At 38.4% G+C, this 24019-nt stretch carries 19 protein-coding genes and 1 pseudogene; 8 read left to right on the forward strand and 12 right to left on the reverse strand.

The annotated features are described in order from the left end of the window. The first annotated feature begins 6 nt into the window (after window positions 1-6). The 3 genes from MED217_RS02645 to MED217_RS02655 are packed head-to-tail and all read left to right on the forward strand — an operon-like array spanning window position 7 to window position 3298. Window positions 7-2265, forward strand: coding sequence for a heavy metal translocating P-type ATPase (locus MED217_RS02645; protein WP_009778929.1), 2259 nt, complete (start codon window positions 7-9; stop codon window positions 2263-2265). 20 nt (window positions 2266-2285) lie between these two features. Further along, window positions 2286-2498 carry a heavy-metal-associated domain-containing protein gene (locus MED217_RS02650; RefSeq protein WP_009778930.1) on the forward strand — a complete coding sequence of 71 codons (213 nt, stop codon included), beginning with the start codon at window positions 2286-2288 and terminating at the stop codon, window positions 2496-2498. A gap of 14 nt (window positions 2499-2512) precedes the next feature. After that, window positions 2513-3298 carry a M90 family metallopeptidase gene (locus MED217_RS02655; RefSeq protein ID WP_009778931.1) on the forward strand — a complete coding sequence of 262 codons (786 nt, stop codon included), beginning with the start codon at window positions 2513-2515 and terminating at the stop codon, window positions 3296-3298. Window positions 3299-3333: 35 nt separating this feature from the next. Here MED217_RS02655 and MED217_RS02660 read toward each other — a convergent pair whose 3' ends face one another. Continuing rightward, window positions 3334-4548 (reverse strand): site-specific integrase, encoded by a 1215-nt coding sequence (locus MED217_RS02660; protein ID WP_009778932.1) that lies wholly within the window; start codon window positions 4546-4548, stop codon window positions 3334-3336. Between the two features lie 579 nt (window positions 4549-5127). Between MED217_RS02660 and MED217_RS02665 the strand changes: the two genes are divergently transcribed. Further along, entirely contained in the window at window positions 5128-6201 is a 1074-nt protein-coding gene (locus MED217_RS02665) for a Fic family protein (protein ID WP_009778933.1), read from the forward strand. Window positions 6202-6295: 94 nt separating this feature from the next. After that, entirely contained in the window at window positions 6296-9328 is a 3033-nt protein-coding gene (locus MED217_RS02670) for a carboxypeptidase-like regulatory domain-containing protein (protein WP_009778934.1), read from the forward strand. 60 nt (window positions 9329-9388) lie between these two features. Here MED217_RS02670 and MED217_RS02675 read toward each other — a convergent pair whose 3' ends face one another. The 7 genes and pseudogenes from MED217_RS02675 to MED217_RS18425 form a co-directional block, all read right to left on the reverse strand. After that, window positions 9389-10411 (reverse strand): aldo/keto reductase, encoded by a 1023-nt coding sequence (locus MED217_RS02675; protein ID WP_009778935.1) that lies wholly within the window; start codon window positions 10409-10411, stop codon window positions 9389-9391. Window positions 10412-10516: 105 nt separating this feature from the next. Further along, window positions 10517-10768 (reverse strand): annotated as a pseudogene (locus MED217_RS02680) (dienelactone hydrolase family protein); the annotation flags it as partial. Between the two features lie 133 nt (window positions 10769-10901). Then, window positions 10902-11357 (reverse strand): DUF6252 domain-containing protein, encoded by a 456-nt coding sequence (locus MED217_RS02685; protein WP_009778937.1) that lies wholly within the window; start codon window positions 11355-11357, stop codon window positions 10902-10904. An 18-nt stretch (window positions 11358-11375) separates the two neighbouring features. Beyond that, entirely contained in the window at window positions 11376-11921 is a 546-nt protein-coding gene (locus MED217_RS02690) for a hypothetical protein (protein WP_009778938.1), read from the reverse strand. A 56-nt stretch (window positions 11922-11977) separates the two neighbouring features. Next, window positions 11978-12628 carry a hypothetical protein gene (locus MED217_RS02695; protein WP_009778939.1) on the reverse strand — a complete coding sequence of 217 codons (651 nt, stop codon included), beginning with the start codon at window positions 12626-12628 and terminating at the stop codon, window positions 11978-11980. A gap of 10 nt (window positions 12629-12638) precedes the next feature. Beyond that, window positions 12639-13931: a hypothetical protein gene (locus tag MED217_RS02700; RefSeq protein ID WP_154648894.1), complete on the reverse strand. Its 1293-nt coding sequence runs from the start codon at window positions 13929-13931 to the stop codon at window positions 12639-12641. 10 nt (window positions 13932-13941) lie between these two features. Next, window positions 13942-15249: an OmpA family protein gene (locus MED217_RS18425; RefSeq protein WP_009778941.1), complete on the reverse strand. Its 1308-nt coding sequence runs from the start codon at window positions 15247-15249 to the stop codon at window positions 13942-13944. A gap of 116 nt (window positions 15250-15365) precedes the next feature. On the opposite strand from MED217_RS18425, the gene MED217_RS02710 reads away from it, so the two are divergent. Genes MED217_RS02710 through MED217_RS02720 form a run of 3 tightly spaced genes read left to right on the forward strand, consistent with a single transcriptional unit; the run spans window position 15366 to window position 19691 of the window. After that, a complete protein-coding gene (locus MED217_RS02710; protein ID WP_009778942.1) occupies window positions 15366-15905 on the forward strand; it encodes an RNA polymerase sigma factor in 540 nt (179 codons plus the stop codon). Window positions 15906-15907: 2 nt separating this feature from the next. Then, on the forward strand, window positions 15908-16636 hold the full coding sequence (locus MED217_RS02715; protein WP_009778943.1) for a tetratricopeptide repeat protein: 729 nt from the start codon (window positions 15908-15910) through the stop codon (window positions 16634-16636). A 22-nt stretch (window positions 16637-16658) separates the two neighbouring features. Then, window positions 16659-19691: a CHAT domain-containing protein gene (locus MED217_RS02720; protein WP_009778944.1), complete on the forward strand. Its 3033-nt coding sequence runs from the start codon at window positions 16659-16661 to the stop codon at window positions 19689-19691. A gap of 267 nt (window positions 19692-19958) precedes the next feature. Here the strand turns inward: MED217_RS02720 and MED217_RS02725 are convergent, their stop codons facing one another. From MED217_RS02725 to MED217_RS02740, 4 genes are all read right to left on the reverse strand, one after another. Next, window positions 19959-20846, reverse strand: a complete 888-nt coding sequence (locus MED217_RS02725; RefSeq protein ID WP_009778945.1) for a dienelactone hydrolase family protein — start codon at window positions 20844-20846, stop codon at window positions 19959-19961. A gap of 17 nt (window positions 20847-20863) precedes the next feature. After that, a complete protein-coding gene (locus MED217_RS02730) occupies window positions 20864-22045 on the reverse strand; it encodes a hypothetical protein (RefSeq protein WP_009778946.1) in 1182 nt (393 codons plus the stop codon). Between the two features lie 110 nt (window positions 22046-22155). Next, window positions 22156-22863, reverse strand: coding sequence for a LytR/AlgR family response regulator transcription factor (locus tag MED217_RS02735; protein WP_009778947.1), 708 nt, complete (start codon window positions 22861-22863; stop codon window positions 22156-22158). Further along, a complete protein-coding gene (locus MED217_RS02740) occupies window positions 22860-23945 on the reverse strand; it encodes a sensor histidine kinase (RefSeq protein ID WP_009778948.1) in 1086 nt (361 codons plus the stop codon). The genes MED217_RS02735 and MED217_RS02740 overlap by 4 nt, the downstream gene beginning before the upstream one ends. Window positions 23946-24019: the final 74 nt, after the last annotated feature.

Consider the following 24019-nt stretch of genomic DNA (forward strand, 5'->3'; position numbering starts at 1 on the left):
TAATAAATGGAAGCAACCAACATATTCAAAACCAAACCCAAAGAACAAAAAACAGGCATAAAAAAATCCTTTCCAGTTACGGGTATGACCTGTGCGGCCTGTGCCAGTAGTGTTGAGTCGATTCTTTCCCATACTGATGGCGTAAACAAGGCCATCGTAAATTTTGCCAGCAATTCGGTTTTAGTCGATTACGATGAAACCATTTCTGAAGAAAAACTTCAGAACGCACTGCGTGAAGTGGGCTATGATATCATTATCGATGCAGACGACCCAGTGGAAGCACAACAAGAGCTTCAGCAAAAGCATTACCAAGACATTAAAAACCGAACCATTTGGTCAGCTATTCTGACGCTGCCCATCTTCGTACTTGGAATGTTTTTTATGCAATGGGAACCTGGTAAGTGGATTTCTTTGGTATTGGCTATTCCCATTCTCTTCTGGTTTGGGCGTAGTTTTTTTATCAATGCTTTCAAACAGGCCAAACGTGGCAAGGCGAATATGGATACCTTGGTGGCTTTAAGTACGGGCATTGCATTTTTGTTTAGTGTGTTCAATACCTTATTTCCGGAATTTTGGTTAAATCGTGCTATTGAGCCACACGTTTATTACGAAGCGGCCACGGTCATCATTACCTTTATTTCCCTTGGAAAATTATTGGAGGAAAGGGCAAAATCGAACACTTCATCCGCAATAAAGAAACTGATGGGATTACAGCCCAAAACGTTGAAGATTATTGAGAACGGCTTAGAAAAGGAGATTCCGATTTCCGAAGTCCAAGTTGGTCAGACCATCTTGGTACGCCCTGGAGAGAAGATTCCTGTTGATGGTGAAGTTTCAAAAGGGAGCTCTTATGTAGATGAGAGTATGATTACGGGAGAACCTGTTCCAGTACAAAAATCCAAAGAAGAGAAGGTGTTTGCCGGTACCGTCAATCAAAAAGGAAGTTTTCAATTCAAGGCAGAAAAAGTGGGAGGTGAAACCCTGCTTTCCCAAATCATAAAAATGGTACAGGAAGCACAGGGCAGCAAGGCACCTGTACAAAAATTGGTCGATAAAATTGCTGGAATATTTGTTCCTATCGTATTGGGGATTTCCATTGTTACCTTCATTGTCTGGATGTCAGTAGGAGGCGATAATGCCTTCTCACAAGCCTTATTGACCTCGGTAGCCGTATTGGTTATCGCTTGTCCCTGTGCCCTGGGCTTGGCAACGCCGACTGCCATAATGGTGGGTATCGGCAAGGGAGCGGAAAATAATATTTTGATAAAAGATGCCGAAAGTCTAGAGCTTGGACATAAAGTGAATGCAGTAATCCTTGATAAAACGGGTACGATTACGGAAGGAAAACCATTGGTAACCGACATTTTTTGGAAGCATAAGCTTGAAAATAAAAATGAATACAAGGAAATTCTTTTGGCTATCGAATCACAATCAGAACATCCTTTGGCAGAAGCGGTAGTCAATCATTTAAAAGAGGAAAATATTGTACAAGCAGAAATTACTTCCTTCGAAAGTATCACGGGAAAAGGTGTAAAGGCCAAATCAGAGAATGGTTCAAAATATTATGTGGGCAACCATAAACTTATGGTCGAAAAGAATATTCAAATCGACGCTTCTTTGATACAAACAGCAGAAAGTCTGGAAGAGAAGGCAAAAACAGTCATATTCTTGGGTAACGAAAATCAAGTGCTTGCGATACTGGCAATTGCGGACAGGATTAAAGAAACTTCAAAAAAAGCCATCGCTACGCTTCAAGAAAGGGGCATCGAGGTCTATATGCTCACGGGAGATAACAATAAAACGGCTTCCGCCGTGGCAAATCAGGTGGGGATTTCAAATTACCAGGGCGAAGTAATGCCTTCGGACAAAGCCGCTTTTGTTGAAAAATTACAGACAGATGGAAAGATAGTCGCAATGGTAGGCGATGGTATCAACGATTCGCACGCTTTGGCGCAAGCCAATGTGAGTATTGCAATGGGTAAAGGTTCGGATATAGCAATGGATGTAGCGAAAATGACCTTGATAACATCGGATTTACAATCCATCCCAAAAGCATTGGAATTATCAAAAAGAACTGTTTTGGGCATACGTCAGAACTTATTTTGGGCATTCATTTACAACATCATTGGTATTCCAATCGCAGCAGGGGTTCTTTATCCCGTAAATGGATTTTTATTAGACCCGATGATTGCAGGTGCAGCAATGGCATTCAGTAGTGTATCCGTTGTTGCAAATAGCTTAAGACTTAAACGAGTAAAACTTTAATAATAAATAAATTCAATACTATGAAAACTTTAAAATTTAAAACAAATATCAATTGTGGTGGGTGTGTATCGAAAGTAACCCCTTTTTTAAACAAACAAGAAGGTGTAGAAAGTTGGGAAGTAGATACCTCTAATCCTGATAAAATCCTAACCATTGAAAGCGATGGTGCAACCGAAGAAGACGTAAAATCAACTTTGCAAAAAGTAGGATTTAAGGCGGAACCTGTAGATTAATACGTTTTTTTAATATGGCTTACATTTTAATTTTAGTTGTGATTGTTCTCTTTGCTGTTCATTTTTATAGAAAAGCGAAACGCCATAGTGTAAAGCCATTTCCAGAGGATTGGCACAAATTACTGATGGATAATGTGCTGTTTTACAGAAACCTTTCAAAAGATAGGCAGCTTATTTTTCAGCAAAAAATGATGCAATTTTTAAGTGAGGTCTATATCGATGCTGTGCAGTTTGAATTGGAAGAATTGGATAAGATTTTAATTGCGGCAAGCGCAGTAATCCCTGTTTTTGGTTTTAAAGAATGGCATTACACCAACTTAAGCGGTATCCTTTTATATCCAGATTATTTTAATGAGGATATGCAATTTAGTAGTAAGGATAACTCAAGAAATATTGGTGGAATAGTTGGGAATGGACGTTTTGAGAAGCAAATGATTTTATCTAAAAAAGCATTGTACCACGGCTTTAAAAACACAACCGATAAAAGTAATACTGGCATACACGAATTTGTGCATCTTATTGATAAGCTGGATGATAGTACAGATGGAGTTCCAGAGCGATTATTAGAACATCAATATGCATTACCTTGGTTGAATTTAATTCATAAGGAAATGGAAGCCATAAACGACAATCATTCTGATATCCGAAAATATGGAGGTACAAATCAAGCTGAATTTTTTGCAGTAGCTTCAGAATATTTCTTCGAGCGTCCAGACTTACTCAAAAAGAAACATCCCGAATTATACAAGATGTTGGTTAAATGTTTTAATCAGAAACTTATAGGTTCAATTGAAGTATAGTACACCTTAAGAGGTAAAGTTTGCTGTAGGACAATTCAAAAGTTAACAACGCTATCTAAAGCATCATCTGCTTCTTTATGGATAAAATTTGCCTGATAATTCAGTGTAGTTTTCAAGTCACTATGCCTATATAGTTTTTGTAACATTAAAGGATGAATAGAATCACCGGCAATATTGCCAAAAGTATGTCTGGCAATGTGCATTGTAATCTTCTTGTCTATTTTTGCTTTTTTGGCAATGGATTTTAAGTTATCGTTAAATTTTTTGGTTGCCGTTTTTCTTTTATTATAAATGTCTTTTGCATCATCCAGATTGGCCTTTTTCAATTCAGGAAAAACAAAATCGGTAGCGTGTTTTTTATCATCTCTGTAGAAATCTAAAATACTTAGAACCTTATCTGGAATTTTTAAGGACAGTAGTTTTGAGTTTTTATTCATTCTATAATGAAGCCTATTGTCGTATATGTCTGACCACTTTGTCCAGAGTACATCTGTAACCCGCATTCCTGCAAAATAGAAACTGAAAAGCCAAACATTCCTTGTATGGATTTCATTACAGGTTAGATTATCTAAAGCTTCAATAGCTCTTACCTCAATAATATTCAACCCTATTTTTGTAGTCTCAGGAAACTTGATTTTAATTTTGTCACCACCGAAAGGATATAGTTCCCTACTGACTATTTTTAGCTTTATAGCTCTGTTGAATAATAAGCGGATTAGGACAAGAATATTCATTATTGAAGTCTCTGCAAGGTTGTGTTTAACTTTGAGGTATATCATTAATTTTTTAAGAAAACGCTCGTCAATTTCTTGAAATGAAAGCTGTTTAGATTTGTGAAATTTTACAATGTAACTAATCAATGCGCTGTCCGTAGATAGACGGTTTAACTTTTCTGCAACTTCCAGTTCGTCCAGATGTTCTTGTGCCAGTTCAAAGAAAGTTGAGGAATTCCCTGAGGCATAAATTTCTTTTTTAATCTGGTTTGCTGAAGCATCTTTATATTCGGACTGTAAATCAATAAGTGCCTTATTGGCATCAGAAAGTTGTTGTGATAGCAACTTGTTTAGGCTATCAGCATTTGGGTTTGATTTTTTTACCCGAAGGTTTTTCTCGTCCCATTCCTCAATATCAATATAATGACCTACATATTGATAGGTGGAACGACGGTTTTTTGTAATTCGAATAGCCAACGGATATTGCCCCTTGGTGTTCGGTTTTTTGCGTAGAACTATTTTTGCATTTGATGACATAATTGACCTGTTTTGAGTACGAAAGTCAAATCAGGTACAACATAGGTACAACATTGTGTTTTTTGCTCAATTTTTGCTGTACAATTTCTATAAAGATACGAATTTATTGGGCTTTTTAGGTACAACATAGGTACAACAAATGCTGAAATCAACTGATATTAAATGACTTTAAAGAAAATGAAAAAATGACTAACTCATTGAAAATGAGCGTTTTTGTGTTTCTTTGGTGCAATATACGCTAGACTTAGGATCTAGTGCCGCAAGGTGTGAGAGTTCGAGTCTCTCCGCCTGTACAAAGAAAAACCTCTGATGAAAGTCAGAGGTTTTTTTATTTTCTATTCTTAATACATTTCTTTCTCAATTGTGTTAGTCTGTTTATTTTATAGGTTTTGATAGGAAGCAAAAGAATATGTTTCTGTATTTCAATGGGGTGGAACTATTATCAAACAGCTACCTCTTAACTTACTGTAGCAAAAGCAATGTGTCTTCTTTGCTATATGTCGATGTATTGCAAAGATTTCGACATATATTTACAGTATGTCGATGTCTTCGACATAGTTGTTTTTAAATGTCGATATCATGTACAACCCTGAAGAAGCCTATAACGACCTTCCTTTATTACCTCCAGTTGTTGAGGTTGAAACTAAGAAAATATTAAAGCAAGCCATTGTATCTAATAAAATATTAGCGGAGTTGAAGGGTAGAGCAGATGAAATACCTAATCAATCTATGCTGGTAAACGCCATTACCTTGCAGGAAGCAAAGGATAGTTCTGAAATTGAAAATATAGTGACGACACAGGACACTTTGTATAAAGCTTTTTCGTCTAATATTTCTACTACAGATGCTCAGACAAAAGAGGTTTTAAGATATCGTCAGGCATTATGGGAAGGATATACTGATTTAAGTAAAAGACCACTCTCTACAAATTCCTTTATTCAAATCGTACAGACTATTAAAGAGAACAATTCAGGCATACGTAATGCACCCGGAACAAAAATTACGAGTAATGGTAAGACTATTTATACGCCACCTGAAGGTGAGACTGTAATTAGAAGTCTTCTCAAAAATCTGGAAGATTATATTCATGCAGATGATGATGTTGATCTTCTTATAAAATTGGCAATAATGCATTACCAGTTTGAAGCGATACATCCCTTCTTCGATGGAAATGGGAGAACTGGTAGAGTAATCAACATGCTCTTTATGGTTGAGAACGGGCTTTTAGACACTCCTATACTTTATCTAAGTAAATACATCATCGAACATAAGAATGCCTATTATACAAACCTTAGAGGTGTAACCGAAAATTCAGCGTGGGAAGCCTGGATTCTCTTTATTTTAAAGGGAATAGAAGAAACGGCATTATACACTTTAGAAAAGATTAACTCCATTAATAGTTTGATGCATGAAACTATAGTTTTCGCAAAAGAGCAACTTCCTGCTCGAGTGTATTCTAAAGAGTTGATAGAACTGTTATTTGAACAACCCTATTGTAAAGTTAAATACCTGGTGGATAATGGAATTGCTAAACGTCAAACTGCAGCGGAGTACCTTAATGCGCTTGAAGCAATTGGAATCCTAAAATCACAAAAAGTCGGAGTTGAAAACCTGTATTTAAATGTAAAATTGTTTGAGCTTTTAAAGCTATAAGAGGGAATATTGATTGAATATTTGCCTAAAACGTTTTTTTTTTTTTTGAACTTATACCTCAGTAAATGTGTACTTTAGAAGGTGTGTTCAAAATATGAAAGCTAAACTACTTATTGCGCTCTTGTTGATTTTGCTTCAGCCTATTCTTGTTGAAGCTCAAAACCGTACCGTAATAAGCGGAAGCATTTATGATGCAGAGACCAAAAAGGCACTTCCTTATGTGAATATTGGCTTTTTAAAGGAAAGTATAGGTACTGTTTCTGATGAAAACGGAGAGTTTCATTTAGCTGTTGATGCAACCACTATTGGGCAAAATTCTAGCTTGCAAATTTCTTATATCGGTTATAAAACACTAACGCTTTCTGCTGCTGAATTTTTCTCGCAAGCAGCGGGAGATTCAAAATTTTATCTAGAGCCAGAGCCTTTCAGTTTAGCAGAAGTTGTCCTAACTAACGAGTTACGAAAAGAAAAGAATATTGGTTCGTTAAGGATCAAGCAAGGCGTGACAGGTTATTGGCTTAATCCCGAAGCCTTAGGAGGTGAGATTGCCACAAGGTTTAAGGTTGAAAATAAAAAGACCAAGCTTCACGATCTCAAATTCAACATCACAAAGAATAATTCGGGTGGTATTAAAGTGCGGGTTAATGTCTATAACTATAAAGAAGGTTACCCGGCAGAGAATATCTTAACTCAAAATATCATTTATGAAATCAGAGGAGATGGCGTGCAGACCATAAACCTTGAGCCTTATGATATTTTAGTTGATCAAGATGTCGTGGTTTCTTTAGAATTGATTGAGGTTTACGGTAGATATATAGATTTTGAAGTTGGAGGTTCAGACTATAAAACATTTTCATTTACCAGACTTTATAACCAAGATGATTGGGAACGCGTGAACCAAGGTTTGATGTTTAGTCTGAGAGTGTCTTATCCTAGCGAGAATGGCAAAGTGATCCCACGAACTCGAATTACACCTAAAAACCTTACGGTGTATTGGGATGCTTCAATAAAAATGAGTTCAGACAGTCGTGATGTTGATGAGGAATTAAAGCTGTTGCGAAAATATTTAGATCATCTGAACTATGCTTCTGTAAATGTGATCGTTTTTAGTGCGCTTAAGATGGAAGAGAGGGCATTTTCAGTGAAAGATGGAGATTCAAAAAATATTATCAAGTTCTTAGAAAGTGTTACCTATGATGGTGAGGTAGATTTTGCAACTATTTTAAAAGACAATACAACTGAAGCCGATGCCGCATTATTATTTTCAAACGGAAACACGATTTTTTCAGCGTTGAATCAAGAGGTATATCTGCCAACCTATAGCATAAGCTCTAGCCCTGAGGCAAATCATGAAAGCTTACAAAAAGCTAGTTTTTACGGCGAAGGACATTACATCAATTTAGAAAGCTTATCTGTTAACGAAGCGCTTGAGCGGATGCTTACGTTTCAGGCAGACAATGAATCATTTGAAGATAATCACAAAAATACCATCACAGGAGGGATCTATACCGAAGATACTATTGCTATTCCGCAAGCGGCCATTCGAGTTAAAAATACATTGAAAGAAACACTAAGTGATAATCTGGGTAATTTCAGTATATCTGCTGATAAAGGTGATGTTCTTATCATTGATGCCTTAGGTATGTATGAAAAACAACTAGTGATTGAAGCCGATACAAACCTGCAGGTGGCGTTAAAGCCTAACACTACAGTTTTAGACGAAGTCAATATTTACACAAAAATCAAGCAAGAGTCAGAAACTAGACTCACTCCGTATGGAGAGAAAAAAGTTGATGCCATTGGGTATACGGTAGATGAACTTACAAAGAATCAAATTTTACCAACTGATACGCGCCTCGATGATATCATTGGCAGAATTCCGGGAGTTTTGATCTCGGGGGTTGGAACAAATAAACGCTATAGTTTTCTCAATAATGTTACAAGTACTACAGGGATGTTTGTAGATCCTAATCCTGCTATTGTGATTGATGGCACTCCATATTCTCAGGGAAACGGTTTAAGCAATTTGCCTCCAATTAACGTGCAGAATATAAAAAGCATCAGAGCAATAAAATCTCTTGCAGGAACTAATCGGTATGGTAGTATTGCAGCTTTTGGTGCGATAGAAATTATAACACAGGACGGCGTAGTAAATACTCAAGATAAGCATCAGGCAAACAAAAACCGTGCACTTATTAAAGGTAACGACTATCGTGAGCAAGAGGTATCTCTCTGGGAAGAGGTCAACAATACGTCGAGTTACACAAAAGAGTTAGAAATGGCTTCAACTTTTAAGGAAGCTCAACGTATTTATGAAAAGCAGAAATCTGTGACGCAGATGACTATTCCTTATATTTTAAATGTTTCAGATTACTTTAAAAAATGGGACGCTGATTACTCCTATGTTGTCTTGACCAATATTGCAGCACTAGCAAGTGACAATCTAAAAGCATTAAAAACTTTGGTTTTTAAACTTGAAGAACGAGGGAATTTTGATAAAGCACAGATGGTCCTTGAGCGTATTTTAGAATTACGTCCTAGTGATGCTCAAACGTATCGGGATTTGGCAATGAATTATCAGGAAACCCACAAATATGAGAAAGCTTTTGATTTATATAAGCGAATGCTTGCAAATGCCATACCTGAAGCCGATTTCTCAGGATTACGTGAAGTGATAATTGATGAGTTGAAGCATTTGCTCGCGTTACACCGCAGTAAAGTTGATTTTAAAAGCTTACCTGCAGACCTACTCAAAGCAGGATTTAAACAAGATATTCGTTTAGTTTTTGAATGGAACGATCCCAACACAGATTTTGAATTACAATTCGTAAATCCTCAGAAAAAGTATTTTAAATGGTCGCATACGCTGTTTGATAATCGAGACCGACTTCTCAACGAAGTGAATAAAGAGTATGCTGCAGAAGCTTATCTTATAGACGACGAGGAGCCTGGAGAATGGATCATCAATCTGGAAGCCTTTGATCAAGAGGATTCGAATAATCCCAACTTTTTAAAATATACGATTTATAAAAACTACGGATCAAGGGACGAGACCAAATTGACTAAAGTTATTCAGCTAAACACACTGAATTCTAAGGTGACTTTAGATCGTATTGACTATAAATAGCCTTCGAGATTTCAACAAAAAACCTCTGATGAAAATCAGAGGTTTTTTGTTTTTTAAAAATTACTGTCTATACCTAGATTGGCGTTGTACCATCCAGCCGGGATAAAGTTTCGGTTTTGGACTCACCGCATCTATTTTTTCTAGATCTTCTTTGCTCAAATTGATTTCGGTAGACTTGATGTTTGATTGAAGTTGGTCTATAGTTTTTGCGCCAATGATCGTGCTAGTAACGCCTTTTTGATGGCGTACCCAAGCCAATGCAATTTCTGCTACTGAAACCTGATGTGTAGCTGCGAGTTCTTTCATCGCATCAACCAAGTTAAACGCTTTGTCTTTATCAATAGGCGGAAAGTCAAAATCGGCTCTTCGAGATCCTTTTTCACTGCTGCCTTCTCGAGAATATTTTCCGGTAAGAAAACCACCCGCTAACGGACTCCAAGGAAAAATCGCCAGATTATGATCTTGAGCCATCGGTACCAATTCGGTCTCAATATCTCTGGAAACAGCCGAATAATAATATTGCAAACCAATGAATTTTTGCCAGCCTTTGTGCTCAGCGATGGCTTGTGCTTTAGCAACCATCCACGCCGGCCAGTTGCAAATGGCGATATAACGCACTTTTCCGGTAGCAACGATATCATTGAGCGATTGTAAAATTTGTTCTACAGGTACTTTAGCATCTACACCGTGTACATATAAAATATCAATGTGATCCAGCTGTAAACGCTTTAAACTCGCATCAACCGAATTGAAAATATGATAGCGAGAAAGACCTACATCATTAGGGTTTTCGCTCATTGGGCCCAAAACTTTAGTTGCGACCACAACTTCATCGCGATTGATTCCTAGATCTTTCAGTCCTTGTCCTAGTAATTGCTCTGATTGCCCAAAGGAGTACACATTAGCCGTATCAATAAAATTGATTCCGGCGTCAAAAACCGCTTTGAGCATCTGGTTCACTTCTTTCTGAGGTACCGATGCGATCTGGCTCCACGTTCCTGCATCTACTCCGCCAAAGGTCATCGTCCCAAAACAAAGTTCAGATACCATAAGACCGGTATCGCCTACATAATTAAATTTCATGTTTTAAATTTTCCTTTAAAGTTATGCAGCGCGGGCTTCTTCTGTTTTAAATTGAGGTTAAAGTTTGAGAGCACGCATTTTAAACCTTCAATCAAAAAAGATTAATCAGGACAGATGTTCTTTAAAAAAGGCAATGGTACGTTCCCAGGCGAGTTCAGCGGCTTCTTTGTCGTAACGGGGTGTGGTATTGTTGTGAAAGCCATGATTTACATCAGGATATAAAAACATCCCGTATTCTTTATTGTGCGCTTTTAGCTTGGCTTCATAAGCCGGCCATCCGGCATTTATGCGCTCGTCGAGACCGGCATATTGCAATAAAAGCGGCGCTTGAATTTGATCAATATCTTCTGTGGGTTGCATGGCATGTATTAATATCTTAAGAACAACTATAAGAAGTTTTAGCTAAGGCAGGTGTGTAAAAAAAAGCCCCTCAAATGAGGAGCTTTAAAAAAGGCGTTTCACAAAACTTAAAATTCTTGTACTTCCTGTCTCAATAATGAACGGAGAAACTTCCGTTTTCTATGGTGTAACTGGCTGCTTCAGAGTTCATAGGTTTGCTCGTGAAATTAAAACTTCCCTTGATGTATTTGTTTTTAGTATCGTGGGACTCGATTATCAGCTGGCCGGCATTTGCAAATGAGAAATCTTCGTCTGTTTTTTGGTATTTACCCTGAATACCCATATCGTAACTGTATGTGCCGGCACCAGTATCCTGTGGTAAAAAAAGTTGAATATCCTCACCGTTACCCATACTGCCGCTTAATAACAATGTATTGGTGATTTCTGTAATGTGTCCTTCTGCAAATTTTGCAGTAAAGTCTTTGCCGTTAACGACCGCCGTAAAACTATTTTTGGACAAGTTTTTACCTGCTTTTGAATTTTGACAGGCAGATACGATTATCAGCAGCAAAAGCGCGATTGCCGCAAATGATTTCTTTGTTGTCATAGATTTAGTTTTAATGATTTAAATCCAGACGATAAGGTTGGCCTCTTCAATTTTACCGCTGCTACCCATGGGTATGGCTTTAATTTTAACCAAATATTTGCCCTTGGTGAGATTACCAGGATAAACGCCTTTTTCAAGTGGATTACCTTGCGCAAAAGTGAGTAGTGGGATAACGTCAAAGGCCTCTACAGGTTCGAGCATTTCACCGGGAAAAAAGGTAAGCGGTTCGCGTTTTACACTGCGCATCAGTTTTCCGTCTTTGTAGATCTCGGTCACAAAGGAGAAGAGTGCCACGCCACGGCCTTGTTGATCTTTAGGCAAGCCTGCTCCTTTAAATACAAATTGAATCTGATGTTTATTTGTTTTAAAATTCTTAAATAGATCTACAACGTTGCCTTGATTGAGGCGTAGCTCGACCGAAGATTTTCCGTTAACGAGCAGTTGACCTGCAACCTGAGCTTTTTGGCTAGGCGAGATGCTTCGGTTTAAACTGGTTTTTGAGATTTGCGCTTGGGCGAAAGCGACGCTAAAAACGATTGCGAAAAGAAGAGTTATTTTTTTCATGATTAAAAATGGAATTAATAAAAGTTTTAAAAGTGATTAGGTGTTTTTGGAGTTAATTATTCGACCCATATTTTGTCTATTGCATAATTCACTCCGGTGGCCGGAAAACCATAAAATTGGATCAGGACACTATCTACATCGGCAATGTCAAAAGCAGATGGGCTATCGGTCGTAGCTTTCTTGGCTGTTAGCTGTTCAAGCGGAATACTGATTACTTTTTTGCTGTTTACCCCCATAGCATTTATAGAACCTTGAAAGGGAAGGTGATTTTCTCTGTTACCTCTCCAGAATGCCCGGTTTGCACCATTAGACCACATATTGAGATAGACCCGGGCAAAATTGGTTTTGCCTTTCAAGCTGATTTTGATGGTTTTGTAACGGGATAAATCCATATTAAGCGCTCGCTCCCGGTTGCCACCATAGGTAATGTTCATTGAACTTGCAGTACCAAAGCCGGTACTGCTAATGAGAGTACCTTTTTGAATAGTGAGTTGAAAAAGCTGTTGATAAGGATTTTCGGTCACATTATACGTGATGTAGCGTGTGCCTCCCAGAATGTTTTTTCCGGGTTGTTCAATTTTTATTTTTTCGGCTTTTAGCGTTGTAATTTGCTTCAGAGGGCCGGTTGTAAAATCGTCCCATACCTGTTGTGCTTCTGCGAAAGCGAAACAGTGAACAACAAAAAGTAGATTGATAAGAGTTCTCATAATTTCTTTTTTAAAGAGGAAGCAACTCCATTGTGTAGTGATACCCGAAGCGTATTTTACCTTTTTTAGGTTCGATAATATCGCCATAGCCACGTACATAGCGCTTACCGCCAATGCTCTCCAGCCAAAAAGTGTCATTACTATTGGGTAGGCGTCTTCTGCCATTTGTCCCGTTTACCAGAGGATAATCTTCAGCACGGGTCTGGCCGCTTAAAAACTTTAAAACTTCTTTGAGTTCAATATTTCTCTTGGCGTTTATTCTTTCGTTTTCGGCAAAAACTAAAGCACCTCCTTTAGAAATAACCGGAAACTCGCGAAAAACAAATTGCATTTTTGCAGCGTACCGGCCTGGCTGAAATAAATTGATAGGATAGATAATGGGATAAACAGCGCTGTTGTTTATTTGTATGGCAGTACCTACCGGATAATTTTCTTTAAATCTGGCATCTGGGGTATATAAGCTTGACCGGTGTTCTGATACTTTTTGATCTCCTGTCTGTATATTAAAATTGCCCGGTTTTACATCAACTCCCATTGTTTGAAGTGAAGGGACAACATATACAAAACCCTGCTCTCGGTTAAATAAGTTATCAGCCCCATTACACTTAAAACTGTTTAAAGTGATTTTGAGCTTAAATTTAGGTTGGGGTGCAGTACTTCTGTCTGTTGTGGATGAGGTTGTGGTATTTTCCCTGACACGGGTACCGTTCCAGCTGCCGTATTCGTTAGCGTCAAATTTTCCTTTAAACGTGTTGTTGTCTGTGAAAATAAAGCTGCAAGTACGGGGTTCACGGCCTAGTGCGTTGGTATAATTGCCGGTAAAAATTTTTGTGCCAGCATATTTTCCCCAGATCATTCCACCTTTATCTCCATAATGTCCAGCAACAATTCCCGTAGGGCTGTGGATTAAGAAGAGGTCTTCATAATCAGTGTTCCATTGCCCTTTGAGATAGTGTTGCTTCACATCAGCCACAAGGTTACCGTCCCAAGAACCACCTTCGAGTTTGTATGTCCATCCCCATTTTCCGGTAAAGCCTTTGGCGGTTTTGGTAAACTTGAAATGGCCTTCTTTTCCATTATTGTAAAACACCCCAATGAGTTGATTATTACTAACGTACATTGATCGAATTCCGCCCAAATCACGGTAAGTACCCACTACATAGTTGGCTTTTTGATGTAGGATGATCTGGCCAAAATTAGTATTGTAAGTGCCAGTCCAATCTGTAGCTGTATTGGTGTCTTTAGCATGTGTCTGGCTCAATGACAGAGCTGTCATAAACAGAAGTAATAGTATACGTTTCATATGTTTAGGATTAAAGTTTAGAAATGGTCACACGACGGTTCAAGGCTTTGGCTGTAACAGTGTTTTCTGTTGAAACGGGCTCAGAAGATCCTTTGCCGGCAGTTTGAAGTCTTGAGCTATCTATACCAAATTCACTAACTAATGCCGCTTTTACCGCTTCGGCTCTGCTTTCAGACAAAGGCATATTTAAAGCAACATCTCCGTCAGAATCAGTATGTCCTGTAATAAGATAATTGCCGGTAGCATCGCTCTGGATGGCTTGTGCGATTTGCTTAATACTGGCATATGAAGCAGGCTGAATGCTGGCGCTACCACTGTCAAAAGTGATTCCATAAGCAGTATGGGTTCCATTTTTAAAAAGGCGCTCACCGCTCTCGACACCTGTGGCAAACTTGACATTGCCCAGATAGAAGTATTCATTTTTAGGACTCACGTTACTTTCAAAACGCAGCGTGCGGTAGTTTATCTCGCTCTCTGCCCCACGTGGAATGTCGAGCACTTTATCCTGATCAACATAGACTTTGATGCGACTGCCTTTTTTAAGAATGGCAATGTGATAGGGGACACCACTTTTCCCGTTTTTTGAAAATGCAGGATGGTTGTTGCTGCCTGAAACATTCATGCCTTTTTGAACGGTTTTCTTATTTAGCACTACCGCGCGAGTTGATGACGAATTGCTCAGGCTTATGGTGGTCACTTGTTTTCCGTAACTAAACTTATCCATATACATGTTGGGGTTCTCAAGTTCAGATAGTACCACATTTACATAGCGTTTAAAGGCATAGTTTTCTGCATTAAAGTCATACAGCATATCAAATTCTAGCGTAAAGTCTTTTGGTAAATCCTGAGGAATTCCTTCAAAAACATAAGTTCCCAAACCATTACCTATGCGCAACCATTTACCCGGTAGTGTAGAAAGTGTAACTACCTCTGCACTCGAGTTGGTATTCCATTTTTGAGGTAAATCACCCAAGAGATCTTCAGAGAAATCTTCAAAAGCCACAAGGTTTGTGCCTGGTACAAAGTCGTATTTGCTGTAAGCTTCAAAGCCCTTTTCCTCATAGCTTTCTGCAGTATCCTGAGGATACTCCATTTCATCCATCTCCATATCATCAGTCATAGGAAACTCTTCATCTTCATCCTCATCTTCGAGTCCTAATATTTTATCAACCTGTTTGTCGGCCTTGTCTTCCAGACTTTTTGTGGTTTTATCAAGTTTTTGCTCTAGCTTCTTGGTAAGCTTTTTTAAGAACTGGGCCTCAATAGTACCAGTGTAGCAAAAGGCCATCAGTACCAATAAAAATGTAAGGTGTTTCATAATATTTAGTTTTTAAGATTCACTCTTTTATGTATTCATTAGGAAAAGGTTAACATCATTTTTAAAAAATTGTATTTTTAAGTTTACGTGTTAACATTTTTCCATATGCTTCATTAATGATTGAAGAACCAACTCTAGAACAATTACGAACAGGAGATTCTGAGGCCTATACTAAAATTTATGAAGCTTATCGAGATAGCTTTCTTGGCTATGCCAGAAAGTATGAGCTTTCAGAGGAAGATGTCTTGGAGATTTATCAGGATAGTGTAGTAAAACTCTATGAAAATGTGATGAGCAGAAAGCTTAACAAGCTCACCAGTAGCCTAAAAACCTATTTGTTTAGTATTGGGAAGTTTAAGATTTATGAACAGTTGCGATACCGTAAGAAGCGAGTCAGTAGGGAAGAATCAGATTTTAAGACTGAAACTTTTGAGCAATCTTATTTTGAAGAACATCAGCTTACAGAACGCCAGATCGCGTTACGTAAACATTTTGAAACCTTAGGTGTACGCTGCAAAACACTGTTGAACTGCTTTTATCTCAAAGGCATGAGTCTGGAGGAGATCAAGCAAGCAGAACAGTATGAAAACGTCAATACGGTAAAGGCGGCAAAGTCTAGGTGTATGAAACAATTAAAAGAAAAAATGATCCCCTAATCATGAATAAAGAAGAACTTGTTGAACGTTATTTTTCAGGAATTCTAAGTGAAGATGAGGCACGCCGACTCCAGAAGGAGCTACAAAAGGATGCTGCTTTTTCAGAAGCCTTTGAGTTGGAAAAAGAGCTACAGGCAGTCTTGGTATCCAAAGGCAAAAACGATTTAAAGTCGAGGCTGTCTCATTTAGAGGCTGATAAGTACCTTAAAGATCAGTCGTCCCAAGGTTCCAATTGGTTGCGGTATGTGGCGGCAGCTGCTATAGTGATTGGTCTAAGTATTTTTGGGGCGCTATATATGGGTAACAATGCCACTCCAGAAGAATTGTATACAGAAAATTTTGAACCCTACCGCAATATCATTGCACCCGTGGTACGTGGTGGAAATGCTGAGAGTCTACTCGAAAAAAGCTTTGCGGCCTATGAGCGGGGCAACTTTGAGCAGGCCGAAGAAGCATTTGAAACCCTTTATGAAGCAAGCGGGGACCGGTATTTACTTTTTTACCGGGGTAATGCTCTTTTGGCTTTGGATCGTGTAGAAGAAGCTATTACTGTTTTTGAGTCGCATCAGGAAACCCAAGATAATTTTTACTATAAATCCAGGTGGTATTTGGCTCTGGCCTATCTAAAACACAATAAGCCCGAAATGGCTCTTACATTGCTTAAAGAACAAGTAAGTCAAAAGGCGTTTAATTATAGAGCTGCAGAAACCCTATTAAGTAAATTAGAATGACTTGCTTTTATAAATAGTATATATGGTTTTAAAACTAGCATTTACCCGATTTTTACTCGTTTGCTTTTGTAGCATTTCTTTTGTTTCTGCACAACAAATAGATACCAGTTCGTTGGACTATAAAAGGCAAGTAGCAGCATTAAAAACCTGGAAAAAACAAGAGGCTGCAGATCGTGGTTACCAGCGAGCAACTCTTGAAAAGCTCAATGATCTAAAATCCTATTTTTCTCAGGTTCCGCAAGGTAAACCTTATATTACCACCCTGATGGAGACCGCATTATATTATGAGCGTGAGAGGACCATAAAAGAGGCACTTCCAAAATACGAGTTGGCTCTTGAGGCCTTTAGAAAATCTTCCCTTAAGGACACCTGGCTAGTCAATAAACTATTAAACCGATATGCAGGTGCTTTATACGAGGCCGGAAAAAATCTTCAGGGGATCGCAATAACTAAAGAACTACTGGCTTTTAATAAAAAACACTATCAAGAGGAGGTGGGCAGAACATATTTAAACCTCGCTGCTATGTATACTAAATCTTCTAACAGGGAGCTGAGCTTAATCTATAACGACAGCGCATATCAACACACTAAAGAATCTGGTCTTGCAGATAATACTAATTTGGGAGCTTTTATTCAGTTTAATAAGGCCATGAGTTTAAGGGCTACAGGGGCCTATCAAGAATCCAGAGAGGCAATGCAACGCGCAAATAAGATTTATGATTCATTGAATTATCATACCATACCTTCTCGAAGGGTTAACTATTTATTGTACAATTCCTATGTGTTAAATGGCCCAGGCACGTTGCAGGCTTCAAAAGCATCAATAGAAGAAATTAGAGAGGCACTGGCTATTTTCGATTCTATAAATCCTTTAAACTACAATGCATATTATTTAAACATCCTTTATTCTGAGAACCTGTTTGTTTTAGAAGATTATAAAAAGGCATTAGAAGAAAATAAAAAGGGTATTGAAGTTTTAATACACAATTTTGGCATATCAAACCCAGACCTTTCTTTATCCTACGTACAGCAGGGACGTATCTACAATCGTTTACATGAAATAGATTCTGCGCGGATCTATTTTGAAAAATCTCTTTCCTTTTTTCCAAAGAGTAAAGACGAAGAGAATAAATATCGTTTCTCAGAGGTGGCACTTGAAGTGGCTTTGTTTTACGCACAACAAGGTGAAAGACAGAAAGCGATAGACCTTACACTGGCTGCTTTAAATTCGCTAAGCGTGGGTGTTAAGCTCAATTCTATTTTGCAAAATATAGATTTTTCTAAAATCCCTGCACACCCTGAGCTGGCTTCCCGTTTTTTTTTACAATCTAAAATATTAGAAAACCTTTATAAAGAAAATGAAGACCTAGCTTTGCTTGATCGAGCTTCACAGGCAATGCTTGATTGCCTAAAAGCTGTTAATCAGAGTAAAGAGGCTTTATTTAATCTCAAAAGCAAATCACGATTTTATGAACTAAAAGGGAACTATTTTGATAATGCCATTCGTATAACCCATGAGCTCTATGCAAAAACGCAACAAAAAGAGCACCTCAGAAGAGCGTTAGTGATTATGGAACTACATAAAAATGCCACCCTGCGTTCTCTTATTAATGACAGCAGGCAATACCTTGATAATTTAATTCCTTTGAAGGTGAGATCTGAAGAATTGGAGCTGCAGGCAGAAATTAATATTCTCGAAGAGCAACTGCAGCAACCCTATGATTCTCTTGTGCCTGCATTGGTTAAAGAACATGCTGCGCTTAAGGCAAGTGTCTTGGCCAAAAAAGAGGCTATGCATCAATGGCTTCTGCGAATCAAGAAGGAATACCCGGAATACTATGAATTGCAGTATAAAAACACAGACTGGATTGCATCTATTCAAAATGAAATTGATTCTTGGATGGAATCTTCGTCAGATGCGTTGACTATTCAGTTTTTTGAGAGTGAAACGTCGTGGTTTGTTATTGCAAGGAAAGGAGCAGACTTTAAATTTCTAAAGCTTGATCGAAGCGAGGCATTCAATAAGAATATAGATCAGTTTTTACTTGCGATTTCCAGTCCCGGAGAAATAGAATTTGCAAATGAAGGACTGGCCATTTACAGTCGGTTATTAGCACCTTTAGGTACAGGTTTTCTGTCAGCCCGGGATTATTTCATAATTCCAGATGGGACGCTGTCTTTCCTCCCTTTTGAAAGTCTCATTTCTAAGAAGCCGCAAAATGTTGGAGCCTGGAGTGATTATGCATATTTGATTAAAGAGCATCGATTTTCATACCTCAATTCTCTCTTAGAAGCCACCTATCAAAATCGCGAGCAGGTCTCCCAATCGGTGATGGTTTTTGCTCCTTTTGCATTTGTATCAGATCAATCAGGAACCATGAGAAGTTTGGCTAGCACCCATGGTTTGGGAGCGCTTGATTTTACAAATGATGAAGCCGAGGCTATTTATAATTTAAAAGAGGCTAAAATATTCAAAGCCTTCGATGCTACCGAAACTGCAGTCAAAGAACAAACAAAAGCCTTTGCTATATTACACTTGGCCACACACGCTGTGGTTGATGGTGAAAACCCTATGAGCTCCAAATTGATTTTTGCTAAGGACTCTTTAAACGACGGGTATTTGTACAATTATGAACTTCCTACATTAAATCTGGATGCTGATCTAGTCTGCTTATCAGCTTGCGAAACCGGTTTAGGGCAATATCAAAAAGGAGAAGGTGTTTTGAGTCTTGCTCGCGGATTTCAGTTGGCTCAAATCCCAAATATTATGATGACCCTTTGGAAAATTCCCGATGCTTCCTCTAGTGCCTTGATGACGGGTTTTTATGAAAATCTGGAAGATAATCGTTATGCAGATGCACTCCACAAGGCAAAATTAAATTTTGTGGATCAACAGGATGATACCTATGCACACCCGTATTATTGGAGCGCTTTTATTCTGGTAGGTCAGCCCGCCGAAAACACTATTTCTCACGTAATTATTTATACTATAGTGGGAATTTTGTTGGGGCTTGTTTGCTTTTATTTTATACGGAAACGTCGAAAAGGCGTTTAAAAAAAGGCGATTTTTTTAGTAGATTGTACACATATAAAAACATCAAGAGGGGTGATGGAGAAATTGATACGTTGATTTCTTAATATCAAATGAAGTACAAGAAAACATTCTTGCTTCCGAAAAAATAAATAGCGCAAAGCTCTACTATCTTTGAAAAGATATTCTAGTTGCCGCAAAGCGCTGCGCACAACGCAATTGAATAATTGCCCAAAGCTTCCGCAGCAGTACAAATAAAATAGCTCAGGATTATCTGGAACTTTGTGAAAGTTAATTGTTGAGGTGTTCTTTAAAAAAGGCAATGGTACGTTCCCAGGCGAGTTCAGCGGCTTCTTTGTCGTAACGGGGTGTGGTATTGTTGTGAAAGCCGTGATTCACATCAGGATATAAAAACATCCCGTATTCTTTATTGTGCGCTTTCAACTTGGCTTCATAAGCCGGCCATCCGGCATTTATACGCTCGTCGAGACCGGCATATTGCAATAAAAGCGGCGCTTGAATTTGATCAATATCTTCCGTAGGTTGCCCGCCATAAAAGGGAACGGAAGCTTTTAAAGTAGGCACTTTTACCGCCATCATATTGGAGATTGATCCCCCAAAGCAAAAGCCTACAACGCCTACATTTCCGTTACAGTCCTCGTGATTTAGAAGATACTCATAAGCAGCGATAAAATCTTCAAGCATCTCTTTGCTGTCACGTTTGCGCTGCATCGCACGACCGTCATCATCATTACCGGGATAACCACCTAACGGACTCAACGCATCGGGTGCAATGGTGATAAAACCTTCAAGTGCTGCGATACGGGCTGTGTCTTCGATGTAGGGGTTGAGTCCGCGATTCTCGTGTACTACTACAATACCGCCTAATTTTGTTCTGGCGTCTTTAGGTTTTGAAAGTAAAGCTTTTATGCTTCCGCCGCCCTTAGGAGAATTGTAAGTGATGAACGTTGAATCCAGATTGGGATCGTTAGGTGCGATTTGCCTCGTGGTTTCATAATCTGGCATCAAAAAACTTAAAAGCGCAGGCACAGTGATGCTGCTAGCTGCAAAAAGCGATAAACGCTCTACAAATTCTCGACGTTCTAGTTTATTATGCGCATAAGCGTCATACAGATCAAAAACTTCTTGTTGAATGTCTTCTTTTTTGAGCGTTTTCATATTCAGATTATTTTAGGTTATTGCGTTATATACATCACGGCAGAATCTTCGATATATTTTGAAGGGTTAAAAACGGCATTAAAGTTAGAATCTACTTGATCGATGCTGCTTTGCAACTCGAGTAGTTTGGTTCTGAATTCATCAGCAAAGGCGTCATTTTTAGAAAACTGCGTAATAAGTTCTTGGTACTTGCCTATGTTACTTTTCATACGTAAGGTAAGTTGACCAAAACGCTGGCGTAGCGATTGTGTTTTTACCATAAAGCGTTCTACTTCGGTAAGCCAGTCTTTATTTCCTTCTTTTTCCCATTTTGAAATACGGTCGTTTATCGCCTTTCTAAAGTTGTTTTTTAAGGTTTCACGTTCACTGTCTAAGGTTGCATTTTGATATTGCTTAACCGCGCTCATATCTAGCCCGTAATATTTTGCTTGTTCTTCTAGCAAGCGCTTGTATTCGTCTTCAAGCTTATTAAGCTCTTCATTGATGCTGGTCCACTCGTTGTCAATAATGCTCTGTTGCTGGCTGAACTGACTCGCAGTATTGAGCACGTTGAGCATTGCCGGAGTTTGATCACGCAGATCGCGACCGGTTCCTCCTACGATTTCCATTGCTGAAGTGATTCCTGTAGAAAAAGTTTGAAAAAGCGAACCATAAAGCGGCACGTTGCTCGCAGGCTCATTTAAAACCGTGATGCTTTTATTGATGAGATCAAGCCAATTGTCCTTGCCTTTTTTACGCTCGTACCATTCTTGATATTCCTTAAACCAGGCTTCATACGCAGGATAATTCATAGGATTATTTATCGCAGCTACTTTGCTGAAGAATTCCTGAGAAGAAAGTAGCAAGTTGCTGGGTTTAATATCGCGATGAATGCTCATCAACTCGGTAAAAGCGAGTTGACCATTCAGTTTAAGCTGAATTTTTCTTGAATTTTCAAGAAGGGTGATGCGGTTTTCCTGTTTAGAAATGATGCTATCCAGGCTTCCCAAACGCTGACTGGTGCGATTAGGGTTTAAGTCTGAAAACTCGCCCTGAAGCGATTTTAGTTTGATCGCATTATCTTCTAATTGTTTGTTGAGGTTGAGCAGTAAGGAGTCACGCTCTTTTATAATTTGTTCCGAAACCTGATCTTGACCGTAGCTGCCTGTAATGGCAAATACACCAAAAATCATCAGGAAAATTCGATTCATGTAATTCATACAGTTAATAGTTTAAAACCAAAAATAGCGAATTAACCTTTGGTAAACTGTTAACATTTCAAGGCCTAAACTAGTTCATAATCTAGGAGTTACACGAGGGCTTTAACATTTTAATTTCCTGATTGCTTGTGAAGTATAGCGTTTTTAGCATCTTCGAGATAGTTGCGGCCTATGGTATAACGCTTGTTTGCAATCTCGACACTATTGCCTTCAACAGCTTCTACTTTATTGATATTTGCCGTGTACGAGCGATGAATACGCACAAACTGATTGCTGGGTAATTCATCGGTAAAGCTGCCCAGTGTTTGATGCACGACATAATTGCCGTTAATAGTGATGATTTTGATATAATCTTTGAGGCTTTCTACGAGAAGAATATCGTCGAGATATACTTTTTTCATTTTCTTCTTATCTACCTTAACAAAGATCGACTCGTTTTCTGTTGTAGTTTTTGGGCTTTCTTGCTTTTTTGCAAGGGCTTTATTGGTGGCTTTTAAAAAGCGTGGGAGCGAGATGGGTTTAACGAGGTAATCCAGAACTTCGAGTTCAAAACCTTCAACAGCATATTCTTCGTGCGCTGTGGTTAAAATGACCATAGGCTTGGTGTCTAGGCTTTTTAAAAAGCTAAGGCCGTCAAGCACCGGCATATTGATATCTAGAAAAAGAAGGTCTACCTCGTTGCTGCGTAAAAAGTCTAAGCTTTCTATAGCGTTGTCAAATGTTTTTATGATTTCCAAGCCTTTGAGTTGTGCAATATGATTTTTAATCACATTGATGGCTAGGGGTTCATCGTCTATGATCACACATTTTAAACTCATAATAATCTCAATTTTAAATATACTTTATATTCATTGTCCTCTTCATAAATTTTCAACTCATAATCCTGAGCTCCGTAGCCCAATTTAAGGCGTTTTTCAACATTTTCAATCCCAATACCGCCGGCATCAGGTATTTTATTGCGTAACTCTTTTTGAGGCAGGGTGTTGCTCATTTTAAAATATAAAAACGAATCTTTGATATCGAGATGAATGTTGATTTTTACTTTGCCTATATTCTTGCTGGCACCGTGCTTAAAGCCATTCTCAATAAAATGAATGAGCAACATAGGGGCGATATTTTTGCCTTTGGGGTTGCCTGTAACTTCAAACTTTAAATCCAGTTTTTTGTTGTACCTGATGTGCTCAAGATCAAGATAATTTTGAATAAACTTGATTTCTTTGGCCAGCGGTTGCCTTTTTTCTTTGGTTTCATACAACAAATACCGCATCAAGTCAGAAAGTTTTAAAATGGTTTCCGGCGTATTTTCAGATTTCTCAAGACTTAAGGAATAAATGTTATTCAAGGTGTTGAAGAAGAAATGAGGAGAGATCTGTGAACGTAAAAAACGCAATTCGGTTTCCAGATTTGACTTAGCCAGATTTGCAGCGATTTGTCTTTCGCGCAGCCAATCTATCGTAATTTTGATAGCAGCTCCAAACGAGATTACATACAATTCGCCCAGCATCATGACCACGACATAATTCACTCCAAGACTTGTGGTTTCTTCGGGCCCTTCTGGCCAAACATTGTTACTGATCAAGAAATAGGTAAGTTCATATTTAATGATTACCATAATAAAAATCGCACCAATAAGACTCAGGCTAAAAAGGATGTATTTGCGCTTATAGATAAACATCGGGATCAATACATACACCGTAAAATAGGTGAGTGAGATGTGAATAGGAAACCCTAATATGTTGGCTTTAAAGGAGTATAGGTAGTCATTGTAATAACTTCCCCAACGCAAAAAATTGAATAAAAAATAGACAATCCAAAAAATCAGATGGTGCGTAAGATTAATTTTATAACCCGTATTTGCATTGAGCAAAAAGTTATTTCTAAAAGAATGGCGAAGGGGCATAGGTCAAAAGTCGGTTTTTAAGCTGTTTAGCTTTTGAAAACTGTTGTTGGTCTAATAAAAGCTAGAATCCGGGA

It is taken from the genome of Leeuwenhoekiella blandensis MED217, assembly GCF_000152985.1.
Taxonomy (GTDB): Bacteria; Bacteroidota; Bacteroidia; order Flavobacteriales; family Flavobacteriaceae; genus Leeuwenhoekiella; species Leeuwenhoekiella blandensis.